Source organism: Microcoleus sp. CAWBG58 (genome assembly GCF_020883045.1).
Lineage (GTDB): Bacteria > Cyanobacteriota > Cyanobacteriia > Cyanobacteriales > Microcoleaceae > Microcoleus.
In genome coordinates, this window is the sequence record NZ_JAHRFA010000007.1 from 1 (window position 1) to 22,279 (window position 22,279).

A 22,279-nucleotide genomic window follows, 5' to 3' on the forward strand; every position below is an offset into this window, starting at 1 on the left:
TTTAGCTGAATTTAACAAGCTTCTGTAACGCTAACGCTGCATAATTTCAGCCCAAAAGCGTTTGGCTTTCAAGTTTTCACAACTGATAAAAAAATCCAACCCACATCTGCGGAATGTGGGTTGGATCTTTGAGGCTTGCTGTATGAATATTACTGTTGCCGATCGACTCTACAAAATTGGCTCTGTAGCGGGTTGTAGCAGTTTATCTGTGAAAACTGTTCGTTAAACTATAACGAGATGGGCTTGCTTTCTCCGGCGGTAGAGCGATCGCCCGCTGGTTATCGCTTGTTTGGAGAAGCCGCATTCAACAGGTTGGCATTTGTTAAACGCTCTCAGGTTCTGGGTTTGAGGCTTCAGGATATTAAGGATATTTTACAAGTTCGCGATCGGGCAAAGTTGCCTTGCTCCGAAGCGAAACAGCATCTAACGGCGAAGGTTGAGGCAATTTCCGGGCAAATTGCAGCGTTAGAAACTTTGAAAGGGGAATTGCAAGGAATTCTCAACCGCTGGTAAGAGCAACCCTTGTCGGAGTGTATCACTCGCACGATTTGTCCGAACACTCAGCGGAATTGAGCAACGGCAGTAAAGAGACAAAAAAGGGAAGGAATTATCGGTTTCCTTCCCTTTGTTGTTTGGTTTGTGGTTTGGGCGATCGTTTGGTTTGTCGTTTGGGCGATCGTGCTGGGCTTTTAACTGTTTTCGGAGAGTTTGCTGTTGCTTTTTGAGCTGTCGAGCCCTGGCCGATCCACCTTTGCCTTTGGAATTTCTGCCCTCACTGCGGGGAGACTCCCAACTTTTTAGTCTCATGTTTTTATTTATGTGTACTACTTATATATTACACCGTCACCCTGGCAGTGTCAAGTAATTTGTTTCATACCAATTTCAAAAATCAATGCAACAGTATGTATGGTGCGTTGCGATCGCTCATGCTTAGTATAATATGGCGCTCAGTCCAAATATTCCCTCGGCATTGCAGCATCTGTAAAAATTGGTAGCGTTTCCCAAATTTTCAGCCATTCAGGCAATTCCGCTAATGTTTTGAGCTGAAGGGACATTTCTGTTAACGAAAATTCTAAATTGTGGAAATTTTGAATAAGTTCAGCTTTCAAGAAGATTTCATCTTTAGCTAAATCTGGAGCATTAGTCGCGAACGCTATACAGTTACCAGCATCTAAATTGCATATATAAACTTGGGCGAACACAGTTTGAATTGTTTTAACCGCCGCTGCATTAAACTTTTGTTTGTGGAATAGGTGGATAGCTACAACGCCCGTATTTGACAAGCGCGTTTTGCAGAGTTGGTAAAATTCTTGTGTTACCAAAGGATAGGGCATATAGCCGCTGCCAAAACCAGCATCTACAATAATTAGATCGTTTTTTATGGTGGGATTTTGTTCGGCAAGATATTGACGACCATCTTGAATCGCGACTTTTAGTCTATCATTTAATTGAATGCCAAAAAATCTTTGAGCAACTTCGACAACTGTTGCGTCTATATCAGCAGATTCAACTATCGCCTTAGGGAAATAGTGATGCAAAATTCTGGGAAGAGTGCCACCCCCAAAACCGATTATATAGATATTTTTGGGTTGACTTTTCCAGAGTAATGCTAACAGCATTGCTTTGGAATATGGGAATATTAATTTAAGTGGATTGTTGAGGTCGAGGATTGATTGAGCTACACTTGTAGTCAAAGTTTCTCTGTCTACCAAAACCAGGAGCAAGCACGATCTATCTTTTTTTATTGCTACGATGCTGTCGCCGGAGTCTTGTTGAAATATGATGCCGTCTGGCTGTTGTTGAATCCAGTTAATCTGTTGGCTGGCAATTGCTAAATAATACCAATTATCTAAAATTGTGCAACACTCTTCGACCCCCCCTAGCCCCCCATGAATCAGGGGGGGGACAAGAATACTGTTATTTCGTTGAAAATTGGTATAGTTATTGTTTTGCTTGCCTGTATCATAATTCATAGTATTCTAAATTAGACGTTTGAGATTAAAAATTGATGACTAAAATCGTGGTTGGGATCTGACGTATAGTTTCATTATTGTTGAGAACTTATATCAAATCTAAAATCTAAAATCTAAAATCGAATCACCTCAAACCCAATAATAGCGCGATTCCGCCGATCGCACAAACCACGCCCACAAAAGCCCGAAGACTAACCTTTTCGCCCGCGAGTACGGCTAGAGGCAGTACAAACAGGGGACTTGTGGAGCTCAGTGCTTGGGCGATAGCTGCGGGTGCATATTTTAGGGAAGTCTGTTGCAGGAAAATTCCGAGATAGGTTCCCAAAAAAGCTGCTAAAATTATTGCGCCTAAGATTTTGGGGGCTTTTAATTGTTGGAAAGTGCCAAGGTTTGTGGAGTTGAGAAAGCACAGCATAACTGCCATACTGCCACTCAAACGCAAAACCGCTGTCCACAAAGGATCGATATCTATTTGAGCAAATGCAGCACGGGATAAAACTGCTCCGGTTGCGTGGGCTGTTTGTCCTAACAAACTAATGCCTAATCCTTGCCAAAGATGTTTTGATGGTAAGGTTGTTTCGGCGGTTCTTTCGGCAATTACCCAAGCTACGCCACAGATTGTTAAAAGAATGCCGGTACAAGCAATGGGCGATAGCTTTTCTTGCAAAAATATTAAGCCGAATAAAGCTGTCAAAGGGGGAGATAGGGTTTCTAGAAGCAGCGCTCGCCTCGCACCTAAATATTTTAAGACGATAAAGAAAGCGGTGTCTCCGATGCCTATTCCTAGGGCGCCGCTGACGAGCAGCATTGTTAAGATATTGGGGTTGACGGCTGGTAAGGATTTACCTAAAATTAGTATGGTGGCAAGAAGCATGACCAGGGCGATCGCGCCTTTGAGCAAGTTTAGTACAACTGCCGGGATTTGCTGTCCGACTCGCTGCCAAATCGTGGAAGATAGAGCCCAGACAAATGCAGCACCTAAAGCGGCGATTTCACCCATAAAATTCATGTAAATTTAGATTTTAGTTGTCAGTGTTTGTAGTGAGGACTTTAGTCCTCAGATTTTAGAAGGACTAAAGTCCTTACTACAAACCAGTGGCACCTTCGGAAACAATATAAATTAGGGTTCCAGATGATATATCTGGAACCCTAAATTTATCAAGCTCTGTAAGTAGTGGGCGGGGAGAGAATCGAACTCTCATACCTTTCGGTGTCAGATTTTGAGTCTGATGCGTCTACCAATTTCGCCACCCGCCCTTTTTTGTGGCTTCACCATCATAACACACCGATCGAGATTGTGCAAGCAAAGATTCATAATTTTTTGAACTTGCCCAGCGATCGATCTCTTTGGCGCGCAATACTGGTACAGGATGGGACAACTGAGCCGTTTGAGCTTGCTTGAGCATTTCCCCTAGTTCACTGCTGCTGAGGTCGTCGTAGGCACGCGCTTGCGCCAAAAACGCATCCAAATTCAGTTTCGGAGCTAACGTCGGCGAACCTCCGGCCAGTTTCATCAACACCGATGCTACCACTCTGGGGTCTTGGGTTGCGAGTAAGGCGGCGCGATCGCACGTAAATTCTGCACAGCGCAACCATTCCAACATTTGCGTTTGCAAACCCTGGGCGAGTACGGTTCCCAAAGGCGAAATTTGACCGGCGGCCAACACAATTAAATTAGCCAGAGTCAGATAAACTCCGTGTTCGCATTTCAAATGTCCCAACTCGTGAGCGATTACGGCTTTCACTTCCTCGTCGGTGAGCAAATCAATCAGCGAAGTGTGCATCACCACAAACGGCTGTTTTCCACGCATCGCAAAGGTGTAAGCATTGGGCATCGGATGCTGGCGGACATAAAGCTGCGGTACTTCCAAATCCAGAGTTTTGCAAGCATCCACCAGCAATTGATGCAGGTGCGGTAATTGATTTTCGCCGACTTGGACGCTGGAAGCCAGATTTTCGAGCATAAAAAACTGTTCGCCAAGTTGTCCCAGCAACTGTCGCACCATCAAATCGAGTCCTGGCAGTTGTTTGAGAGTGTTGGTGGCTTCCAAGTCCAGCGGGTGCCGAAACTGGTCTGCTTTTAAACCGATGAGCGGGATGTTCGACATTTTAGTCCTGAGTCATTAGTCATTGGTCATTAGTCATTGGTCATTAGTCATTGGTTATTTGCCATAAGTCTTTGATTGATAGGTCAACCGCAGATCTAAGGCAGATTAACACAGATAAACGCAGATTCATTTCCGGATGATTTGCCAATGAAAGCAATCTTGTCTACTGGCTAGTGACTGCCAACTAATGACTAATGACTGCTGACTGCTGACTACTTAACAGTTTAAACTCGATCGCACGGGATTGACAGGAGCCTCAACCATCGCTGGATCCGTGCCCTCTTTGACTCGTCGCAACTTAGCTCCCAATTTTTGAAGTTTCATCTCTAACTGTTCGTAGCCGCGGTCTAAATGCTGCAAGCTGCTGATGGTGGTGACACCATCTGCTGCAAGTCCCGCGATTACCAAAGCCGCCGAAGCCCGCAAATCTGTTGCGACTACCGGCGCACCCGACAGCATTGGGACTCCGCGCACCACGGCGACATTCCCTTTAACGCGAATGTCGGCGCCCATGCGGTTGAGTTCTGCTACGTGGCGCAAGCGGTTCTCAAATACGGTTTCTTTGATCATGCTGTCTCCCTCGCTCAGCGTCAGCAAAGCCATAAACGGAGCTTGCATATCTGTGGAGAAACCGGGGTAAGGCAGAGTTTCGATGTCTGTGGCAGTGAGAATTTTGCCGGGAACTATCCGCACAATGTCGGACTCTACAATAATTTTCGCCCCCATTGTCTGCAATTTGGCAATAACTGCGGTCAGGTGGTCGGGAATTACCGACGACAAACTGATTTCTGAGTGAGTGATGGCTCCTGCTAATAAAAATGTTCCGGCTTCGATGCGATCGGGAATAATTGCATAGTCTACCGCGTGGAGTTTCTCAACTCCCGAAATGACGATCGTATTTGTGCCTGCGCCTTGAATTTTGGCTCCCATCGCGCGGCAGAAATTCGCCAAATCGACGACTTCCGGTTCTTGAGCCGCGTTTTCAATCACGGTTTCTCCTTCAGCCAAAGTCGCCGCCATCATCAAAGTTTCAGTGGCACCGACGCTGGGGTAGTCCAAATAAATTTTGGCTCCTTTGAGGCGGCGGTTCGGCCCTTTGACGTAAGCGTTAACTGTACCGTGGTCAATGTGGACTTCGGCGCCGAGGGCTTGCAACCCCCGAACGTGAAGTTCAACAGGCCTGGCGCCGATGGCACAACCACCGGGTAAGGGTACTTTGGCAAATCCCAAACGCGCTAGCAGCGGCCCGATGATGAAGAAGCTCGCCCGCAGTTGGCTGACTAATTCGTAGGGGGCTTGAGCATCCATGAGGTTGCTGGCGTTGATGTCTAAAGTATCGCCATTCTGCTGTACTTTGACTCCTACAGCCGAGAGAATCTGACCCATGCGGGCGACATCGACCAATGCGGGAACGTTGCGGATGTGGCAATCGTCAGGGCATAGTAGAGCTCCTGCCATGACTACTAAGGCAGAGTTTTTGGCGCCACTGATTTTGACGTGTCCTTTCAGGGGCTGGCGACCCCAAATTTGTAATACTTGTTGGTCGCTTTCTGGTGAAGCGGACAGGTTAGACGAGTTTTGAGCTGGTGTAATGATTTTGCCCTCCATAATATTCGCTTCGTTACTTTATACATTATTAATTTTGGTTTCGATTTTACCGGAAAGTTTGAATATGTCTAGGGGGTAATGTGAGGAAGGTCTGACTTTATCTTGGCTAAATTCTTACTGGGTGGGGGTTTCAGGTACGATCGCCAAATTAATGTTGATTTAGTTTCATGAAGTTATTTGTATCAAACTTTACTTTTCTTTGATGGTGTCGCTGGGGGCGCAGATGTTGAACCATTTTCAACAAGCTTTCAGTGAAGAAGTTGAATCTGACTCGGTTGTTGACAAAAGTGGCAGATACCTGTTCGATCGACAATGCCGAGAAGTTCTCACGTTGTCGATCGCCCCAATGCCTGTGCTAACCTGTGACAACACCCTAGAGCCAAAGTTAGTGCTAGCAAATGGTTCACATTAAGCGGATCGAACTAACTAACTTTAAATCTTTTGGCGGCACAACGTCGATTCCCGTGCTGCCTGGTTTTACTGTGGTTTCCGGGCCCAACGGTTCGGGGAAGTCCAATATCCTCGATGCTTTGCTGTTTTGTCTGGGACTTTCGACTTCTAAGGGAATGCGGGCTGAACGTTTGCCGGATTTGGTGAACAGCGCCCAAAATAAGCGCGGTACGATTGAGGCTAGCGTGACTGCTACCTTTGCGCTGGAAGATGTGGGTGATGAATGGTTCGCTGAGGATGAAGCTGAGGATGAGGTAGAAAAGGCAGCGGATGATTTGTCTGTTGAGTCTGGTGAAGCAGAAGATGTAGAAGCAATCGAAATTCCAGAAACTGAAGACAACAACGGACAATCATCCAATCGAAAATCTCAAATTCCCAATCAAAAATCGGATGAGTTATCTGTTGAAGAAGTCGAAGAAATAGAAATCGCCGAAACTCAAGATAATAACGGACAACTACTCGCTACCAATCGAAAATCTAAAATTCAAACTCCCAAACCGGATGAGTGGAGTGTGACGCGCAAACTCCGAGTCACTCGTCAAGGAACTTATACGTCAAATTATTACATTAATGGCGCACCTTGCACGCTGACTCAACTGCACGAACAACTTAACCGTTTGCGAATTTATCCCGAAGGTTATAACGTTGTTTTGCAAGGAGACGTTACTAGCATTATTTCGATGAATTCTAAGGAACGCCGCGAAATTATTGACGAATTAGCTGGAGTGGCTCAATTCGATCGCAAAATCTCTCTCGCACGGCAGAAGTTGGATGAAGTTAAGGAAGTTGAAGAGCGCAGCAGTATTGTCGAAAAAGAGCTAATTTCTCAGCGCGATAGACTGGCGAACGATCGCGCAAAAGCTGAAAAATATCAAAAGTTGCGGGCGGAATTTCAAGAGAAGTCACAGTGGGAAATTGTTCTGAAGTTCCGCCAGTTGCAAAAGCAAGAGTGGAAACTGCGCGAACAAATCGAAACGGGCGATCGCAATTCTGCATCTCTTACCGAACAATTGCAAGCCGTTACCACCCAAATTCAAGCTGCAACCGCTGAACTAGACGCCCTGAATGCTCGCGTTAAAGCTTTGGGCGAGTCGGAATTGTTGGCTTTGCAAGCAAGTATTGCCACTCAGGAAGCGGAACGGCGGCAACTCCAAAACCGCAAACAAGATTTGGAAACAACTGCTGGACAAATGGCGGCTAATATAGCACAAACTGAGGAAGAAGTGCGGCAGTTTCGGCAAAGTTTGGAGCAAATTGAGATTGAAATATCCTATGTGATGTCTCAAACAGGAACTTTGCAGGAACAGCGAGACGAAGCCCAGCAAAGTTTAGCTGAAAGTCGGGAAGTTGCCAATGCGATCGCCTCGACGGCGGAAGCTTGGGTACAGCAACAAACGGAACTTCACCGCCAAATCGAAACAATTCAGCAAACTTTGGAGCCGCAGCGCACCGAGCAAGCTACTATTGGCGAAAGAGCCGATCGCCTGCAAAGTCAAATTCAAGAACAAAACCAATCGCTGCAAGTATTGGAACAGGAAATTACAGCCAAAAAAGTTCAGCAATCAAACCTTGGGGAAACCCAAAAAGTTGCTGCTTTGCAAGTAGAATCGCTGAATCAGATTGTAGTCGCCGCCGAACAAGAATTGCAATTACAACAGGAAACTCAAACTCGTTTGTTGGAAGAACAGCGGGAAAGACAGCGCAAGTTAGATAAGCTAGAAGTGCAGTTTCAAGCCCAGCAAGAAGCGAGCGGCACGTTTACTGCAAAAATTATCATGCAAAGCGGAATTGGCGGAGTTTGTGGTTTGGTGGCTCAACTGGGCAGGGTGGAACCGCGCTTTCAGTTGGCGCTGGAAATTGCAGCCGGTGCCCGCATGGGTAATATGGTGGTGGAAAATGATAGTGTGGGGGCTGCTGCGATCGAATTGTTGAAGCAAAAACGGGCGGGAAGGATGACGTTTTTGCCTTTGAATAAGATTAGAGGCGGCAGGTTTTCGGTGAATGAAAATTTGCGGCGCGCGGCTGGGTTTCTCGATGCGGCGGTGAATTTGATTGAGTGCGATGCGCGCTATCAGGAGATTTTTGCTTACGTTTTTGGCAGTACGGTGGTGTTTAGCAATCTGACTGATGCCCGCCGCTATTTGGGACAGTACCGAATTGTCACTTTAGATGGGGAAATTCTGGAAACTAGCGGCGCGATGACTGGAGGAAGTTCTACTAATAAATCTACCTTGCATTTTGGTACGGTTGATGCTAGCGATGCTGCGGATGAAGCGCGGACAATTGCTGCTTTGCAAGAACGGATTGAGGAAATTGAGCGAATTTTGGAACGGTGCAAAATTGCGATCGATCGCGCTGCTGTTGCTGTCAAAACTCGCAGCCAAGAATTGATGGAAGCAAAGCAGAATTTGCGCGAACATCAGTTGCGCTTGGAACAGTTGGAGTCGGAAATCAAGAATTTGCAAGCGCAACAGGAACAAGTGCGATCGCAAATTGCTAAAAATACTCAGGAATTGACTGATTCGCGATCGCGATTGCAGTTGCTTGCGAGGGAATTGCCCGCCCAGGAAACTCAATTGCAAGAGTACCGCAAAACTTTGGCGCAGTTGGAAGAGTCCAACAGTCACAGCGAATGGCAGCAAATGCAGTCGGGTTTGCGCGCTCTAGAAGCACAACTGCAAGAGCGCGAATTGGCTCACAGAAACGCCCAGCAGCGCCAAGGAGACCTGCAAAATCAATTCGGACGCTTGGAAGAAAAAATTAAGGAAGGCAGCGAGAAATTGCAGGAATGGCAAGTGCAGCAAAATGCGGGAACCGATGCTGTCAACCGGATTGTTTCGCAGCAGTTAGAACTAGACGCACAGATTGCAGCAGCTAAAGAGGCTTTGACTCAAATTGAAGAGAGATTGGGTTTGGAGAAGGGAGAGCGCGATCGCGCCGAATCGCAACTGCGAGAGCAACATTTGGCCAAACAACAGTTACAATGGCAGTTGCAAAAACTGCACGAAACTCAGCAAGAACGCCGGGAACAATTAGCCGCCGTCCGCACTCTCATGGAAACGCAGCGCGCGGAAATGCCGGATCCCGTGCCGTCAATTCCGGAAAATGTCGAGAAAGCCAATTTGACCGAATTGCAGCAAGAAGTAAAGGCGATCGCCAAACGCATTCAAGCTTTAGAACCGGTGAATATGCTAGCATTGGAAGAGTACAACCGCACTCAAGAACGCCTGCAAGAATTGAGTCAAAAATTGACGACATTGGCAGGAGAACGCACCGAACTTTTGTTGAGAATCGAAAATTTTACCACCCTCAGGCGGCGCGCTTTTAAAGAAGCTTTCGATGCGGTTAACGAGAACTTCCAGACTATCTTTGCGGAACTTTCCGAAGGTGACGGGTATCTTCAGCTAGATGACCAGGAAGACCCCTTCAGCAGCGGTTTGAATTTGGTCGCTCACCCGAAGGGGAAACCCGTTCAACGGCTGGCTTCCATGTCGGGAGGCGAAAAATCGCTGACGGCGCTGAGTTTTATTTTTGCGCTGCAACGCTACCGCCCATCTACGTTCTATGCTTTTGATGAAGTGGATATGTTTTTGGATGGGGCAAATGTGGAGCGATTAGCTAGAATGATAAAACGACAGTCTGAACAAGCCCAGTTTATTGTTGTGAGTTTGCGGCGACCTATGATTCAATCGGCTGAGCGTACAATTGGTGTTACTCAAGCACGGGGAGCTTATACTCAGGTCATCGGACTTAAGTTGTAGTCCCAGTGTTTCTGTTGACGAACGTGTTCAGTAATATATGTACTTGTTGACACTCCTCGACCTAAAGGTACGAGGATTCTTGGCTCACCGAGACCACTTAAACTAGATTCCTTGCAGTCTCTAGCCCAGAGGTGGGACTCTCCCCAAGCGTTAATTCGGGTATGCCCTACCCTATTTGCTTTTGAGCAAGTCCTATTTCAGTTTGAAGCAAATTCGCTTCAAATGCTGTTCGTCTAGCTCCTCTGAATCTTTTACCTACTGCGAGGTGGAGTCTAGAAAAATGCAGTAGAACCGCTTAGATTCGATTTTCAAGGTTCAGCGCTTTGTCTTTCGACAGCTAGGTTTTTAGAGTGGTTGATTACCTTTCCACTACTACAAGCATACAGCAAAGCCGATGCTCCAAGCACGAGGTTTTGGGCCCATTTTTATGATAAATCAGGATTAGAGTTAGATGACATCCGAACAAATCTGCCAACGCTCCGATATTCTAGGCACTCAGGTAATCACCCGCGACAGAGGTAAACGCCTGGGTGTAGTCAGTCAATTGTGGGTGGACATTGACAGGCGGGAAGTTGTGGCGATCGGTCTGCGTGATAATATATTCGCGGTCGCTGGAATGCCGAAGTTTATGTTCCTAAGCAATGTTAGCGAAATTGGCGACGTACTGTTGGTGGAAGATGAAAGTGCGATCGAAGATGATGTAGATGTTGAAGTCTACAGCATTTTGATTAACAGCGAAGTAATTACCGAAACCGGCGAACTTTTGGGAAGGGTGCGCGGCTTTAGGTTTGACCCGGAAGACGGTAAGTTAGTTTCTATCGTCATCGCTTCCCTCGGAATCCCCCAAATCCCAGACCAAGTTCTCAGTACCTACGACTTGGGGATTGAAGAAGTTGTCAGCAGCGGCCCCAACCGCTTGATTGTGTTTGAAGGTTCCGAGGAAAGGCTGAGACAGCTTAGCGTGGGCTTGCTGGAACGCGTAGGTTTGGGACAAGCACCTTGGGAAAGAGAAGAAGACGAGCAAGGCTATTATCCCAAACCTGTGGCTCCGGGAAATCAATTGGGCCCCGGCGTGCGGATTCCTGCGCCGGAAATGCGCAGCCGAGTAGCAGCACCCGTGGTAGAAGAGGTTCCTTGGGATGAGGATTCGCAGTGGAATCGCCCGCCAGTACGACAGCAGCAGATGCGCGCGATGCCGCAGCCCCAGCAGATAGACGATTATGATGAGTATGAAGAGGATAATTGGGGCGGCGAGGACGATTACGAGGAAGACGATTACGAAGAGAAGCAGTACAGCCCTCAGGTTTCTCGCCCGAAGGAGCCTGTCGTGGTGGAGTACGAGTATGAGGATGATGTGGAGGCGGATGCTTGGGCTGACGAGGAAGTACCGAAGCCTTACCAAGCTCCTCGGGTGAATATCCCCGAGAAGACTAAGACTCCTGAGTACGAGGAAGAGCCTGGTTATTAGGATTAATCCACGGAACTCTTTCTGTAAGATACTGTTGGAAAACCCGCTTTGGCGGGTTTTGTGGTGATTGGGGCGATCGATCTAATAGATATAATAGAAGTATAAAAGTGCGATCGAAAAGGTAAAAACCGTGACTCTAACTGCAACCGAATACAAATATGTGGAATTAGACGAGAAGAACGTTCCTCTCATCGCCGGAACCACAATGAAAGTTGTTGAATTAATAACTTCGGTAAAAGCTTACGGCTGGACTCCTGAAGAATTATTCCAATCCTATCCTCACCTGACTTTGAGCAAAATTTACTCTGCCTTATCCTACTACTGGGATCACAAACAAGAGCTTGATGCAGATATGCAGCGCAGGTTCGAGTATGCCGAAAAATTGCGTCTAGAAGCTGGCGAATCTGCTTTGGCTAAAAAACTCCGAGCCCAGGGACTAATTAAATGAGTATAAATCTGTACATGGATGAGAATGTTCCTCTACCTGTTACAGAGGGATTGCGGCGACGGGATGTAGATGTTCTGAGAGTTCAAGACGACGGTAGAAAAGGTACCCCAGACAATATTGTACTCGATCGCGCAGCCGAGCTTCAGCGCGTTGTTTTTACCCAAGACGAGGATTTTTTAGCCATAGCAAACCGCCGCCAGCAAGAAGGAATAAATTTTGCTGGCGTCATCTACGCTCACCAACAAAGTGTAACTGTTGGCGATTCGATTCGTGATTTAGAAATCATTGCTAAGGTTAACGAACCTGAAGATTTAGCTAACTGCGTTCAGTACCTGCCTTTGTAGCAAAACCCGAAAGAGCGATCGCGCTAATCCGTGATATTATATCCAGTGATTAGATTTGCTATATTCCATCTGGGGCAAATTTATTCAATCTCTAGCTGATATTACAGATACTGGTTAAGTTAGCAAAGGATGTCATTGCGAGCGAGCGAAGCAATCGCAGAGACTATGACGCTTCTCGATTAACTGATGTACGCGCGGAGCAATTGCTTGTTTAACTGAACAGTATTGGCTGATATTACAGATACTGGTTAAGCCGTCCTACAAAAATTATAGATATAAATTCGCCCCTGCTTTCGCTCTTTTTCCTCCCCTGAGTCCTCTGCGCCTCTGCGGTTCATAAAAAAGCCCCTTCACTTTAATATCAGCTCAAAAAAATTGAACCGTCAATGCAGAAAACTGAAAAATCAAACAGGTATTTTAATCTATCTCTCTATACTGTTATCATCATCGGTTCATTCATAGCAGTAGGGTATAAGTTCCCGATTGGAGGCAACTTTCCCGAATTGCCACAAATCCAATCCCTGCTCAATCCTGAACTCTACAAAAATGACTATCACGTTCAGGAAATGGTTAAATTCAATCCGAGATACTATTATTATCAGATCATTTATTTGTTAGCAAGCTTAGGGTTAAGCATCCCCTCAGTACATTTTATTTATCAATTCCTAGCCTTTGGTTCAGTTATCCTAGCTTGTCGGGCAATTATCAGAATATATACTAATTCACAACTGCCAGTAGCAGCAATGAGTTTCTTGTGTTTGGCCGCTTCATTTACAGATGTGGGTAACACGCTGATATTTTCCACAAAGACAGTACCGAGTACCTTCGCAATGGGTGTCGCAATCTGGGGAATTTACTTTAGTTTGCGCCAGAAATGGCTGACAGGATATTTCTTTTTTGGACTGGCTTGTTTGCTGCAATTTTTAGTGGGTTTGCTGCCGGGATTGATGATGATTCCCGTTTTACTGATAGAATCTGTAAGAGAGCGGCAATTCAAAACGTTGATTTGGGCGATCGCACTTTTAGCAGCAATGTCAAGTATAGTGTACCTACCCATGTTATTGACAGGTACTACCGGTACTCCAACCATGGACAATGCCGAGTTTGTATTCATCCACGCCAAAGTCCGCAATCCTCACCACATCCTGCCGTCAAATTGGACTGTGGGGAATTGGTTGAACTTTATCTGCTTCATCAGTGGTGGCTTGCTGTGCATCAAAAATACCGACTTACTCCAAAAAGCAGACAAGATTAATTTTTACATAATTGTTGGCACTTCAATTTTCGCGCTTTTCCTAAACTATATATTTGTAGAAGTTTACCCGCTGGCTTTAATCGCCAAACTACAATTGGCGAGAACTGTTCCATTTGCTCAGTTAATTATATTTATTGCTGTTAGTTTAACCGTCGAGAGACTTTACACAAATAAAAAAATAGCTGTTAGCTTGTTGCTGCTCTCTGTACTGACGTTGCCTTTTCGAGGTGTAATTTTCCTCGGATTATCAGTTTGGCAAAGCAGAAACTACGTATTTCCCAAGAGATACAATATATTGCTGTGGATTTTTACAGCAGTAACGTTGATTTTTAGTTTGATATATCCGGCGACTGATTCGTGGGAAATTATAGGAAATCGCCTAATTAGCATACCTATCCTCTTTTCAATTCTTGCCTTGCCTTTCATTTTAGAACAAACATCTATATCTACAGCACTCACACAAATAGTAACCCATATTTTAGCTTTGGCAACTACCGCCATCTTAGTTTTGGGAGTAGGAGGAATTTTACCAAAGCCAATGTTAGAAGTATTTCAAAAAAGAGTTAATATTAATGTAGTTCCCAGCGACGACTTAAACAGATTAGCTTTACACTTTTCGCAAATTAGCAATCAAGATGCACTCATATTAATTCCACCTTCAGTTACCAGCTTCCAGTTTTACTCTCAAAGAGCTATAGTAGTTAACTTTAAGAATTTTCCCTTAACAGAAACAGGAATCAAAGAGTGGCAAAATCGCATGGAAGCTGTTTTAGGAGTTTCCTTAAACCCGCAAATGATTTGGGGAGGGAACGACTTATTCAGCCGTCGCAGCAGTGAGGATTTAGTCAAAGTAGCCGAAAAATATCATGCCGATTATATCCTGACTCGCAGCGATTGGCATCCCAACATTGCAGGAGAAATAGTAGATAAACAAGGCAAATGGATAATCTTTAAAATCACAAACAAAACAGGTTCGTAGTGAGGACTTCAGTCCTTCTTCATTCAGGTTCGTAGTAAGGACTTAAGTCCTTCTTCAAAATCAGAGGACTAAAGTCCTCACTACAAACATCATAAGATAAACAGTTAAATATCAAAATCCGAATCATCAATAATTTCGCAAATCTGCTTATCCACATAATCAGCAGCGACATTCCGGGCAATCAACTCAGCTAAAATCCCCAAAGAAATCAACTGCACAGACAGAATTGTACACAAAATCCCAAAAAATAGCAAAGGTCGATTCCCGATCGGCCCAAAGTGCATCCCTGCTAAATTCAAAAACCAAATTACAATCAAATAACCCAGCGATGCAGTCCCAATCAAGCCAAAGCACAACCCCAATCCGCCAAACAAATGACCTGGTTTGTGCAAATACTGAGTAGTCGCCAACACCGTCAACAAATCAATAAAACCCCGGGCGTAGCGTTCCCAGCCATAATTCGATTTACCATGTTTTCGCGGATGGTGTTCGACAACTACTTCGCCAATTTTAAAACCTAAATTATTTGCTAATGCTGGAATATAGCGGTGCAATTCCCCGTACAATTTAATTGAGTGTAAAACTTCCCGCCGATAAGCTTTGAAACCGCAATTCATGTCGTGCATTTTCACCCCAGTCAGCAAACACGCAACTGCATTAAACAGCCTCGAAGGCAAGGTTTTCGAGAGGGGGTCGTTCCGCTGTTTTCGCCAACCAGAGACCAAATCAAATCCTAATTCTAGATGATGTAAAAATTTGGGAATTTCGGCGGGGTCGTCCTGTAAGTCTGCATCTAAAGTAAAAATAATTTTCCCTGCTGCATTGCGAAATCCTGCTGAAAGTGCGGAGGATTTGCCAAAATTGCGGCGCATTCTTATCGCTTTAATTTGTTGGGGAAATTGACTGGCTAAATCAGCAATTTCTCGCCAAGAAGCATCGCGGCTACCATCGTCTATGAAAATGACTTCGTAACTGTCAATTCCTGTTTGGGACATGACAATGCTAATTTTTTCAAACAGCATTTTGAGGGTTGCTTCTTCGTTATGAACGGGAATTACGAAGCTGATTTGTTTGGGCATAAGGCAATTATATTTTATTTGTGTTGTCAATGAGTTTTTTTATTAACCGCAGAGGGCGCAGAGGGCGCAGAGAAGGAGGAGCACAGAGAGAGTAGGAAAAAGGGGTTTATAAATTATTTATGGTTGTTATGGATAAATTTTAATTTTTATCGATAAATTGGGAGTTTCGCAAAGCTACCCAACCTTCGCGGTTTTTGAATGAAGCATAGGCTGTCAATAATTTATCTGTTGGCGATGTTTGAATGTATCCTCTCCAAGCTGCGGATTCGTAGGCTGTCCCAAATAAGTTAACTAAGTCGGGGCGGGGAAATCCTGACATGGCGAAACCTCGAACTACATTTTCTTGGTTGAGAATGACAATACATTTTACATGATTTTCGGGATCTCCTATCCAACCAATTACTCTGGCGGCGGCTGGTGCGAGTTTGGTGATTGTATCAAAATATCCGGGTACTCCGTCTTTGGGGGCCGAGAGTAAATTCGGGTCGATTTTTGTGTCTAATGCTGCACAGAAGTTGTATTTTTTGATGTTTCGATTGAATGGTACTAAGTTGTTAGTTTTTAAGGCATCAATTAATCCGACAAATGCGGCGGGTTTGTTTCCTACTCTCTCTTTAATTAGGGTGATGTCGGTGATACCTAATTGCAATGATAGTGCTACTAGCGGTTGATAGGTTGCTCTGCGGCCGATCGCCCTTGCAGTTTCGCCGCCCACCCCGTACATTAAAATGACGGCGGCTGTTACGACTGCAAACAGCGGTGTCAGCCATCGTCCTTGATTTCTCGGTTTCGGCTGCAACTCTCGCACTGCAAGCACTGTGAGGATAATTGTACTCATCCAAAACAAGGCTGGGAGTGTGGCGTAGCGGGAAGCGGTAGCCTGTTCGACTCCAAATCCCGATCGACTAACTGCTGCCATTAAAGCCGTTTGCAGGGTGTACAATTGGATGGACAGCCAAGGCAGCCAATTTGGGCGATTCCCTACAGGATAGCCAAGCTGCACAGACTTTTTTGCCAATAGCCAATAACCGACAAAACCCGTTACAGCGATCGAGCCAATTATACCAATAATTGACGCAACAATAATATTTTCGCTAAAAATACCTCCGAGATAAATCGGAATATATTCGAGAGTTTTCAGCGGATTGATTTTAGTTAAAGAAGGATGGTTGGACGGAGTTTTGTAAGTTAAAAAATAAATACCAATCACCGCAATCGAAGCAGCAAAATATAAATAAGTTATCCGCCGAGGAAACCGCAGCACAATCGCAGCCCCACACAATATCGGCCACAAACCTAAAGGAGTGCTGTAACTAATACAACCTAAAATCCCAAAAACAATACTACCAATTACCCACTTGTTTTGTTGCACTCCCTCATTACCCATATCTGCCGGGGAATGAATATCTAAAGGTTCTGCTTCTCTGCTATTTAATAATAAATTCACGTAGGATTGCAAACAAAATATCGCACAAATCACAAATAGATTAGCAATAATCCAGTGGACGCCACTGAATCCCCGCATCCAGTTGTGTGCCGCCGCCGGAGTAAAATTAAAAATAGAAATACACAGGATGACTGAGATAAATTGTAGTGGAAAATTCCTTAATTTTAAAGGCAGTAAAGCAATCAAGACATAGCACTGAATCAAAGCCAAAAACCAAGCAATCAAACATAAACCAATATTTGAACCTTGGGTGACAATAATATTCAAGCCATAGATAATCGCTGGAATCAAGACAAAATGCTCGTTTGCCCGAAATATCCAATTAAAAGGATTTGTAGAGAAACCGTCTACTGAATAAAAATTCCAAGTCATCCACCAATAATCAAAATTAGACAAATCTCCGGCTTGGGATATCAAGTACAAAATATATGCAGCGGGTATCAAAATGCTGATAACTGAGGTGATAATTAAAACATATTGGTTGTTGATTTTCATTGATTCCGACATGGGGAGATTTTGAATTAATCGGGGGGTTTAGCCTAATAAAGTTCAGTTAAACCGGATCCCCCCTAACCCCCCTTAACAAGGGGGGGACAAGAAAACTGTCAAAGTCGATCTTTTTAAGGGAGATTTAGGGAATTTCCGGGGATAAACAGCGCCACAAAGATACAAACTAAGCACAGTAAAGCTTATAACTGAGCACTTGCACCATTCTCAACTAGCCTTTTATGGACGGGCAGGATGCCCATCCCACAAGAAATTTCCTCTTTGTGGAACAGGCATCTTGCCTGTTGCTGACGGGCAGGATGCCCATCCCACAAGAAATTTCCTCTTTGTGGAACAGGCATCTTGCCTGTTGCTGACATTGGTGGAAGATCAGTTATAACAGATAATTTCCAAACAAAACCCACCCTCGCGTTTTGAGTTTTACTCAATTTTTCACTTCATTTCTTTAACCAGCATTTCTCTGAGCCCTTGTCGCCAATGGGGAGGATAGGTTCCCAGAAGTGCTGATATTTTTACTGTAGAAAGTACAGAAAAAGCGGGACGTTTTGCGGGTGTGGGATATTCGGCGGTGGTGATGGGAATTACGCGCTTAATTTTGAGGGGAAAGCCGAGTTTCTCTGCTTCTTCAAAAATGGCGATCGCAAAATCGTACCAACTACACACACCGCTGTTAGTATACTGGTAAGTCCCAAAACTTTCCAAGCCAAGCAGAGGGATGATTTGGGCAGTCGCAGCACCTAAATCTGCTGTCCAGGTTGGACTTCCAATCTGATCTGCTACTACCCGAAGTTCTTCCCTATCTTTGCCCAATCTCAGCATGGTTTTGACAAAGTTGCCTTTGCCGCCGTTACCGTAAACCCAGGCGGTTCTAATAATAATATGTCGGTTTCCCGCTTTTTTAATTGCTTCCTCGCCTGCTAATTTGGACTTCCCGTAAATTCCCAATGGGTTTGTCGAATCTGTTTCGAGATAAGCAGAACCGCTGCTACCATCAAATACGTAATCAGTGGAAAAGTGGATTAAACTTGCTCCCAGTTTCTCGCATTCTTCGGCAAAGATTCCCGGTGCGATACCGTTGACTGCATGGGCTAAGTCTGCTTCGGTTTCGGCTTTGTCCACCGCAGTGTAAGCAGCGGCATTCACGACGACATCCGGTTGAATGTCAGCCATTGCTTGACGGATGGTTTCGGGCTGGGATAAATCGACGGAAGTGCGATCGACTGCAACAACCTCTCCCACAGATAATAAGATGGGATGCAATTCTTGAGCTAGCTGTCCGCTACCGCCTGCGAGTAAAATTTTCATTATCTAAAACACTTGAGCTCTTTTCAATGTTTGTCCGGCTTTGTCTTTAGGTGATAAAATTGGTTCGGCACCATCTAGTGGCCAGGCGATCGCCAAATCTGGGTCATTCCATACAATACACCGCTCGTGTCCCGGTGCATAGTAGTCTGTAGTTTTGTACAAAACTTCAGCAATGTCTGATACTACTAAAAAACCGTGAGCAAATCCCGCCGGCACCCAAAACTGCCGCTTATTTTCTGCACTAATCAAACAGCCCACCCACTGTCCGAAAGTCGGCGAAGTTTTTCTAATATCCACCGCCACATCATATATTTCGCCCGCCACAACCCGCAGCAATTTACCTTGAGGCTGCTGCATTTGGTAGTGCAAACCGCGCAGCACATTTTTAGAAGACTTGGAATGATTGTCTTGAACAAATTCTGCCGTCACGCCTGTTTTTTCGACAAAAGCTTGGTGATTGAAACTCTCAAAAAAGAAACCGCGATCGTCTCCGAAAATTTTCGGCTCAATTATCAGAACGTCCGGTATTTCTGTAGATATAACATTCATAGTTGGCTGTGTCGCGTGATAAACTCATACTTAGTCTATGCTATCTTACTATGAAAACTGACACATATCTCAAAAAGTTGTACGCCAACCGATTTAATTCCCGACAGATGCAAGCCAAGGTTGGACTTTGGAAAGTTTTAATTGACGAATTTTTACAAGATTATGTTCCTCCTGAAGCGGCAGTTTTAGATATTGGCGGCGGTTACTGCGAGTTTATCAATCAAATTCGGGCGCGCAAAAAATGTTTAATTGACCTGAATCCCGATTCCAAGTTATTTGCTAATGCTGATGTCAAGGTACTGAATATTGATGTGCTTAATTTAGATAATCGTACTTCTTTTACCGAACAGTTCGATCGCATTTTTATCTCGAATTTCTTTGAACACCTCCGCAACAAAGAGGAACTTGTAGAAATCATCTCATTTTGCTTTGATGCGCTAAAGCCTAGCGGTTCTCTTTTGGTGATTCAGCCAAACTTCAAATACTCTTACAAGGAATACTACGATTTTATCGACCATCAATTACCGATTACACATTTATCGCTGCAAGAGCTTTTACAAACTGTCGGGTTTAAAGTTGATGTAATGATACCGAGATTTTTACCGTTTTCGACGAAAGGGCGGCCGGCATCGCCGTTGTTGTTAAAGGTTTATTTGAAGTTGCCTTTTTTGTGGCGGTTTTTGGGAGGGCAAATGTTTGTTAAGGCATCGAAGATAAGAGTCGGCGGTTGAAACCGCGTCTACAAAAACAAAGTCCGCCTTCGCAGACTGAAGAAAATAGCTCATTTTAATAATTCATCGACTGGGATGCTAAAACCAGGTAAAACAATTTGGGTGCTAACAACTTCCCCAGCAATAAAGATAATTCTAGTTTGTTTTGTAACGACAATAACCCACTGATTTTCTGGATATACCAGCCAAACTTCCTCACTTCCAGATTCTAAATATTCCGTAGCTTTAGCTATTACATCTTCAGCCAAATCTGTTGGCGAAACAATTTCAGCACATAGAGGGAAACTTTGCGGTAGGACTTTGAGATTGCCAAATTGTGCTACTAATTCCCGAGGAAGGTAGGCAACATCAGGATAGCGTCCTTGCTGGTTTGTGCGGCAGGGAACATTAGTATAAACTTTTCCTCCATGCCCGCTAGAGTCTTTATAAGTTCTCCAGTAATAGTAAAGATTTCCTTGCACCTTACTATGCTTGAGAGTTATGCCATTTTTCTCCAATAATTCGCCATCAACCCACTCTTCTAGATCCGGTGGATTTTCCATCCATGCTTCTAGAGAGTAGGTTTTCGATGCCGGGGTGACAATTGTAGAAGTTATCATTTTTCGGTTCTCCGTGTGGAACTTTTTTCTATGATATCAGATACGATCGCCCTTTATGCCTCTCACATCCAAGTGTTATCATAAAAATGACGCATTATCAAGCATTTCAGACTGTCTGCTATTGAGATGAATCTGCCATAAAAGGATCAGTTTGAGGACAAAAATGATGAGACAAACTAAATCATCCGCCGCCCTTGCAATCAATCTTCCGCCAACACTCATACTCACCGTTACCCGCGAACAGTTCATCGAATTGGCGATCGCAAATCGGGATGTACAATTAGAACGCACAGCAACAGGAGAATTAATCGTCAACCCTCCCACAGGAGGCGAAACAGGAAGAATAAACATGGAAATCGGCGGACAACTTTGGTTGTGAAACCGACAAAATCAACTAGGTACAGCGTTTAGTTCTTCTACTGGTTTTGACCTACCAAACGGAGCAATTCGCTCTCCCGATGTGGCTTGGGTGCGTCAAGAAAGGTGGGACGCACTCACCTCAGAACAAAAAGAAGGTTTTGCTCCTATTGCTCCTGATTTCGTGGTGGAACTCCGTTCTAAAAGTGACAGAATGCAGCCGCTGCGAGATAAAATGAAAGAATATATGGCAAACCAAGTTCGTTTAGGTTGGTCGATCGATCGCAAAAACCGAAAGGTGGAGATTTACAGGCTAGATATGGAAGTACAAGTGCTGGACAATCCTGCAAGTTTGTCTGGTGAAGATGTTTTGCCGGGGTTTGTCTTGGATTTGGCGGAAGTTTGGGCGTGAAGTGCGATCGGCCGCAAAACCATAAGTGTTATAATTATGAAGAGCGATCGCACAAAATCTACTGCGAGTTAAAACATCATGATTAAGCGAAAAATCTTACAAGAAGGTCGGGAATACACTTTTCGCTCATACTTTGAAATGCCTTACGAAACCGACGAAATTGTAGCACAGTTCGATTACTCGCTAGTGAAAACTGAATTATCTTTACCGCATACATCTAGAGAAATAGAAGAAATAGACTATCTCAAACAAAGAATTAGAGCTACATTACCTTTTCTCGGCCTCAGCAGCGAAACAGCAAGAAGAGAATCATTAGTAGCGCCAGTTTTGCTAGATATCATTCGGTACTGCCAATGTCAGCTAAAGTTTGAGTACACTCTCAATGTTAATAGCTGGTTAAAGGGTAATTTAGATTATCTCGTACAGTCCGATCGAGAGTTGCTAGTTATTGAAGCAAAAAACGATGATATGACTAGAGGATTTACTCAACTTGCTGTACAATTAATTGCGATGTCCCACATTGAAGAGCGAGATATCTTGTACGGGGCGGTGACAATGGGCGATGTTTGGAGATTTGGCAAGTTAGACAGAGAAAGGCAGACGATTTTTCAAGATATGAATTTGTTTAAAGTTCCTGACGATTTAGAAGATTTAGTTAAAGCAATGGTGGGAATTTTAGACGGTGTTGAAGTTGAGTGCGATCGACCTTAATATTATAGCTGAACTGATTTATGAAACCAGGCAGAAACCGGGTTTTTGGCAAAATCCCCGCCGCAGCCTTAAATCTCCGAAAAACCCGGTTTCTTTAAGTGCGATCGCCCTCGATCGATAATTTCACAGTGTTCATTTTAGCAACTCCCAAAATTCACTACTTATAGTTGATTTTATCATAAATAAGG

General features: G+C 44.5%; 20 protein-coding genes, 1 tRNA gene and 1 pseudogene. 11 read left to right on the plus strand and 11 right to left on the minus strand.

Annotated elements, in window-relative coordinates:
* Positions 1 to 237: 237 nt before the first annotated feature.
* Positions 238 to 513: a MerR family DNA-binding protein gene (locus tag QZ918_RS04255; RefSeq protein WP_367275227.1), complete on the plus strand. Its 276-nt coding sequence runs from the start codon at positions 238 to 240 to the stop codon at positions 511 to 513.
* Between the two features lie 434 nt (positions 514 to 947).
* On the opposite strand, the gene QZ918_RS04260 is transcribed toward QZ918_RS04255, so the two are convergent.
* From QZ918_RS04260 to murA, 5 genes are all read right to left on the minus strand, one after another.
* A complete protein-coding gene (locus QZ918_RS04260; RefSeq protein WP_293331486.1) occupies positions 948 to 1,973 on the minus strand; it encodes a spermidine synthase in 1,026 nt (341 codons plus the stop codon).
* Positions 1,974 to 2,097: 124 nt separating this feature from the next.
* The gene (locus tag QZ918_RS04265) at positions 2,098 to 2,973 is read right to left on the minus strand and encodes a DMT family transporter (RefSeq protein ID WP_293331489.1); all 876 of its coding nucleotides are present in this window, start codon (positions 2,971 to 2,973) and stop codon (positions 2,098 to 2,100) included.
* 175 nt (positions 2,974 to 3,148) lie between these two features.
* Positions 3,149 to 3,230, minus strand: a tRNA-Leu gene (locus QZ918_RS04270).
* Positions 3,209 to 4,081 (minus strand): M48 family metallopeptidase, encoded by an 873-nt coding sequence (locus QZ918_RS04275; protein ID WP_293331492.1) that lies wholly within the window; start codon positions 4,079 to 4,081, stop codon positions 3,209 to 3,211. The genes QZ918_RS04270 and QZ918_RS04275 overlap by 22 nt, the downstream gene beginning before the upstream one ends.
* 216 nt (positions 4,082 to 4,297) lie before the next feature.
* Complete coding sequence (gene murA, locus QZ918_RS04280; protein ID WP_293331495.1) at positions 4,298 to 5,689, minus strand: UDP-N-acetylglucosamine 1-carboxyvinyltransferase; 1,392 nt, start codon at positions 5,687 to 5,689, stop codon at positions 4,298 to 4,300.
* Positions 5,690 to 5,912: 223 nt separating this feature from the next.
* Here murA and QZ918_RS04285 point away from each other — a divergent pair, with 223 nt between their 5' ends.
* The 6 genes from QZ918_RS04285 (at position 5,913) to QZ918_RS04310 (ending at position 14,394) form a co-directional block, all read left to right on the plus strand.
* The gene (locus QZ918_RS04285) at positions 5,913 to 6,101 is read left to right on the plus strand and encodes a hypothetical protein (RefSeq protein WP_293331498.1); all 189 of its coding nucleotides are present in this window, start codon (positions 5,913 to 5,915) and stop codon (positions 6,099 to 6,101) included.
* Positions 6,088 to 9,900: a chromosome segregation protein SMC gene (gene smc, locus QZ918_RS04290; protein WP_293331501.1), complete on the plus strand. Its 3,813-nt coding sequence runs from the start codon at positions 6,088 to 6,090 to the stop codon at positions 9,898 to 9,900. Before QZ918_RS04285 ends, smc begins: the two co-directional genes overlap by 14 nt.
* 451 nt (positions 9,901 to 10,351) lie before the next feature.
* On the plus strand, positions 10,352 to 11,368 hold the full coding sequence (locus QZ918_RS04295; protein ID WP_293331504.1) for a PRC-barrel domain-containing protein: 1,017 nt from the start codon (positions 10,352 to 10,354) through the stop codon (positions 11,366 to 11,368).
* 130 nt (positions 11,369 to 11,498) lie between these two features.
* A complete protein-coding gene (locus tag QZ918_RS04300) occupies positions 11,499 to 11,816 on the plus strand; it encodes a DUF433 domain-containing protein (protein ID WP_293208271.1) in 318 nt (105 codons plus the stop codon).
* Positions 11,813 to 12,160: a DUF5615 family PIN-like protein gene (locus QZ918_RS04305; protein ID WP_293208269.1), complete on the plus strand. Its 348-nt coding sequence runs from the start codon at positions 11,813 to 11,815 to the stop codon at positions 12,158 to 12,160. Before QZ918_RS04300 ends, QZ918_RS04305 begins: the two co-directional genes overlap by 4 nt.
* 386 nt (positions 12,161 to 12,546) lie before the next feature.
* A complete protein-coding gene (locus QZ918_RS04310) occupies positions 12,547 to 14,394 on the plus strand; it encodes a DUF6798 domain-containing protein (protein ID WP_293331507.1) in 1,848 nt (615 codons plus the stop codon).
* Positions 14,395 to 14,498: 104 nt separating this feature from the next.
* On the opposite strand, the gene QZ918_RS04315 is transcribed toward QZ918_RS04310, so the two are convergent.
* The 5 genes from QZ918_RS04315 to rfbC form a co-directional block, all read right to left on the minus strand.
* Entirely contained in the window at positions 14,499 to 15,473 is a 975-nt protein-coding gene (locus QZ918_RS04315; protein WP_293331510.1) for a glycosyltransferase family 2 protein, read from the minus strand.
* A 139-nt stretch (positions 15,474 to 15,612) separates the two neighbouring features.
* Positions 15,613 to 17,415 (minus strand): hypothetical protein, encoded by a 1,803-nt coding sequence (locus tag QZ918_RS04320; protein ID WP_293331513.1) that lies wholly within the window; start codon positions 17,413 to 17,415, stop codon positions 15,613 to 15,615.
* A gap of 194 nt (positions 17,416 to 17,609) precedes the next feature.
* On the minus strand, positions 17,610 to 17,855 hold the full coding sequence (locus QZ918_RS04325) for a hypothetical protein (RefSeq protein WP_293331516.1): 246 nt from the start codon (positions 17,853 to 17,855) through the stop codon (positions 17,610 to 17,612).
* A 4-nt stretch (positions 17,856 to 17,859) separates the two neighbouring features.
* Positions 17,860 to 18,732: a dTDP-4-dehydrorhamnose reductase gene (rfbD, locus tag QZ918_RS04330; RefSeq protein ID WP_293331519.1), complete on the minus strand. Its 873-nt coding sequence runs from the start codon at positions 18,730 to 18,732 to the stop codon at positions 17,860 to 17,862.
* Positions 18,733 to 18,735: 3 nt separating this feature from the next.
* Positions 18,736 to 19,281: a dTDP-4-dehydrorhamnose 3,5-epimerase gene (rfbC, locus tag QZ918_RS04335; protein ID WP_293157105.1), complete on the minus strand. Its 546-nt coding sequence runs from the start codon at positions 19,279 to 19,281 to the stop codon at positions 18,736 to 18,738.
* A gap of 50 nt (positions 19,282 to 19,331) precedes the next feature.
* Between rfbC and QZ918_RS04340 the strand changes: the two genes are divergently transcribed.
* Positions 19,332 to 20,012: a class I SAM-dependent methyltransferase gene (locus tag QZ918_RS04340; protein WP_293331522.1), complete on the plus strand. Its 681-nt coding sequence runs from the start codon at positions 19,332 to 19,334 to the stop codon at positions 20,010 to 20,012.
* A 50-nt stretch (positions 20,013 to 20,062) separates the two neighbouring features.
* Here the strand turns inward: QZ918_RS04340 and QZ918_RS04345 are convergent, their stop codons facing one another.
* Entirely contained in the window at positions 20,063 to 20,611 is a 549-nt protein-coding gene (locus QZ918_RS04345) for a Uma2 family endonuclease (RefSeq protein ID WP_293331525.1), read from the minus strand.
* A 163-nt stretch (positions 20,612 to 20,774) separates the two neighbouring features.
* Between QZ918_RS04345 and QZ918_RS04350 the strand changes: the two are divergent.
* The 3 genes and pseudogenes from QZ918_RS04350 (at position 20,775) to QZ918_RS04360 (ending at position 22,212) form a co-directional block, all read left to right on the plus strand.
* Positions 20,775 to 21,380: pseudogene (locus QZ918_RS04350) on the plus strand (Uma2 family endonuclease).
* Between the two features lie 78 nt (positions 21,381 to 21,458).
* Positions 21,459 to 22,091 (plus strand): hypothetical protein, encoded by a 633-nt coding sequence (locus QZ918_RS04355; RefSeq protein WP_293331528.1) that lies wholly within the window; start codon positions 21,459 to 21,461, stop codon positions 22,089 to 22,091.
* Entirely contained in the window at positions 22,063 to 22,212 is a 150-nt protein-coding gene (locus tag QZ918_RS04360; protein ID WP_293331531.1) for a hypothetical protein, read from the plus strand. The genes QZ918_RS04355 and QZ918_RS04360 overlap by 29 nt, the downstream gene beginning before the upstream one ends.
* Positions 22,213 to 22,279 lie beyond the last annotated feature (67 nt).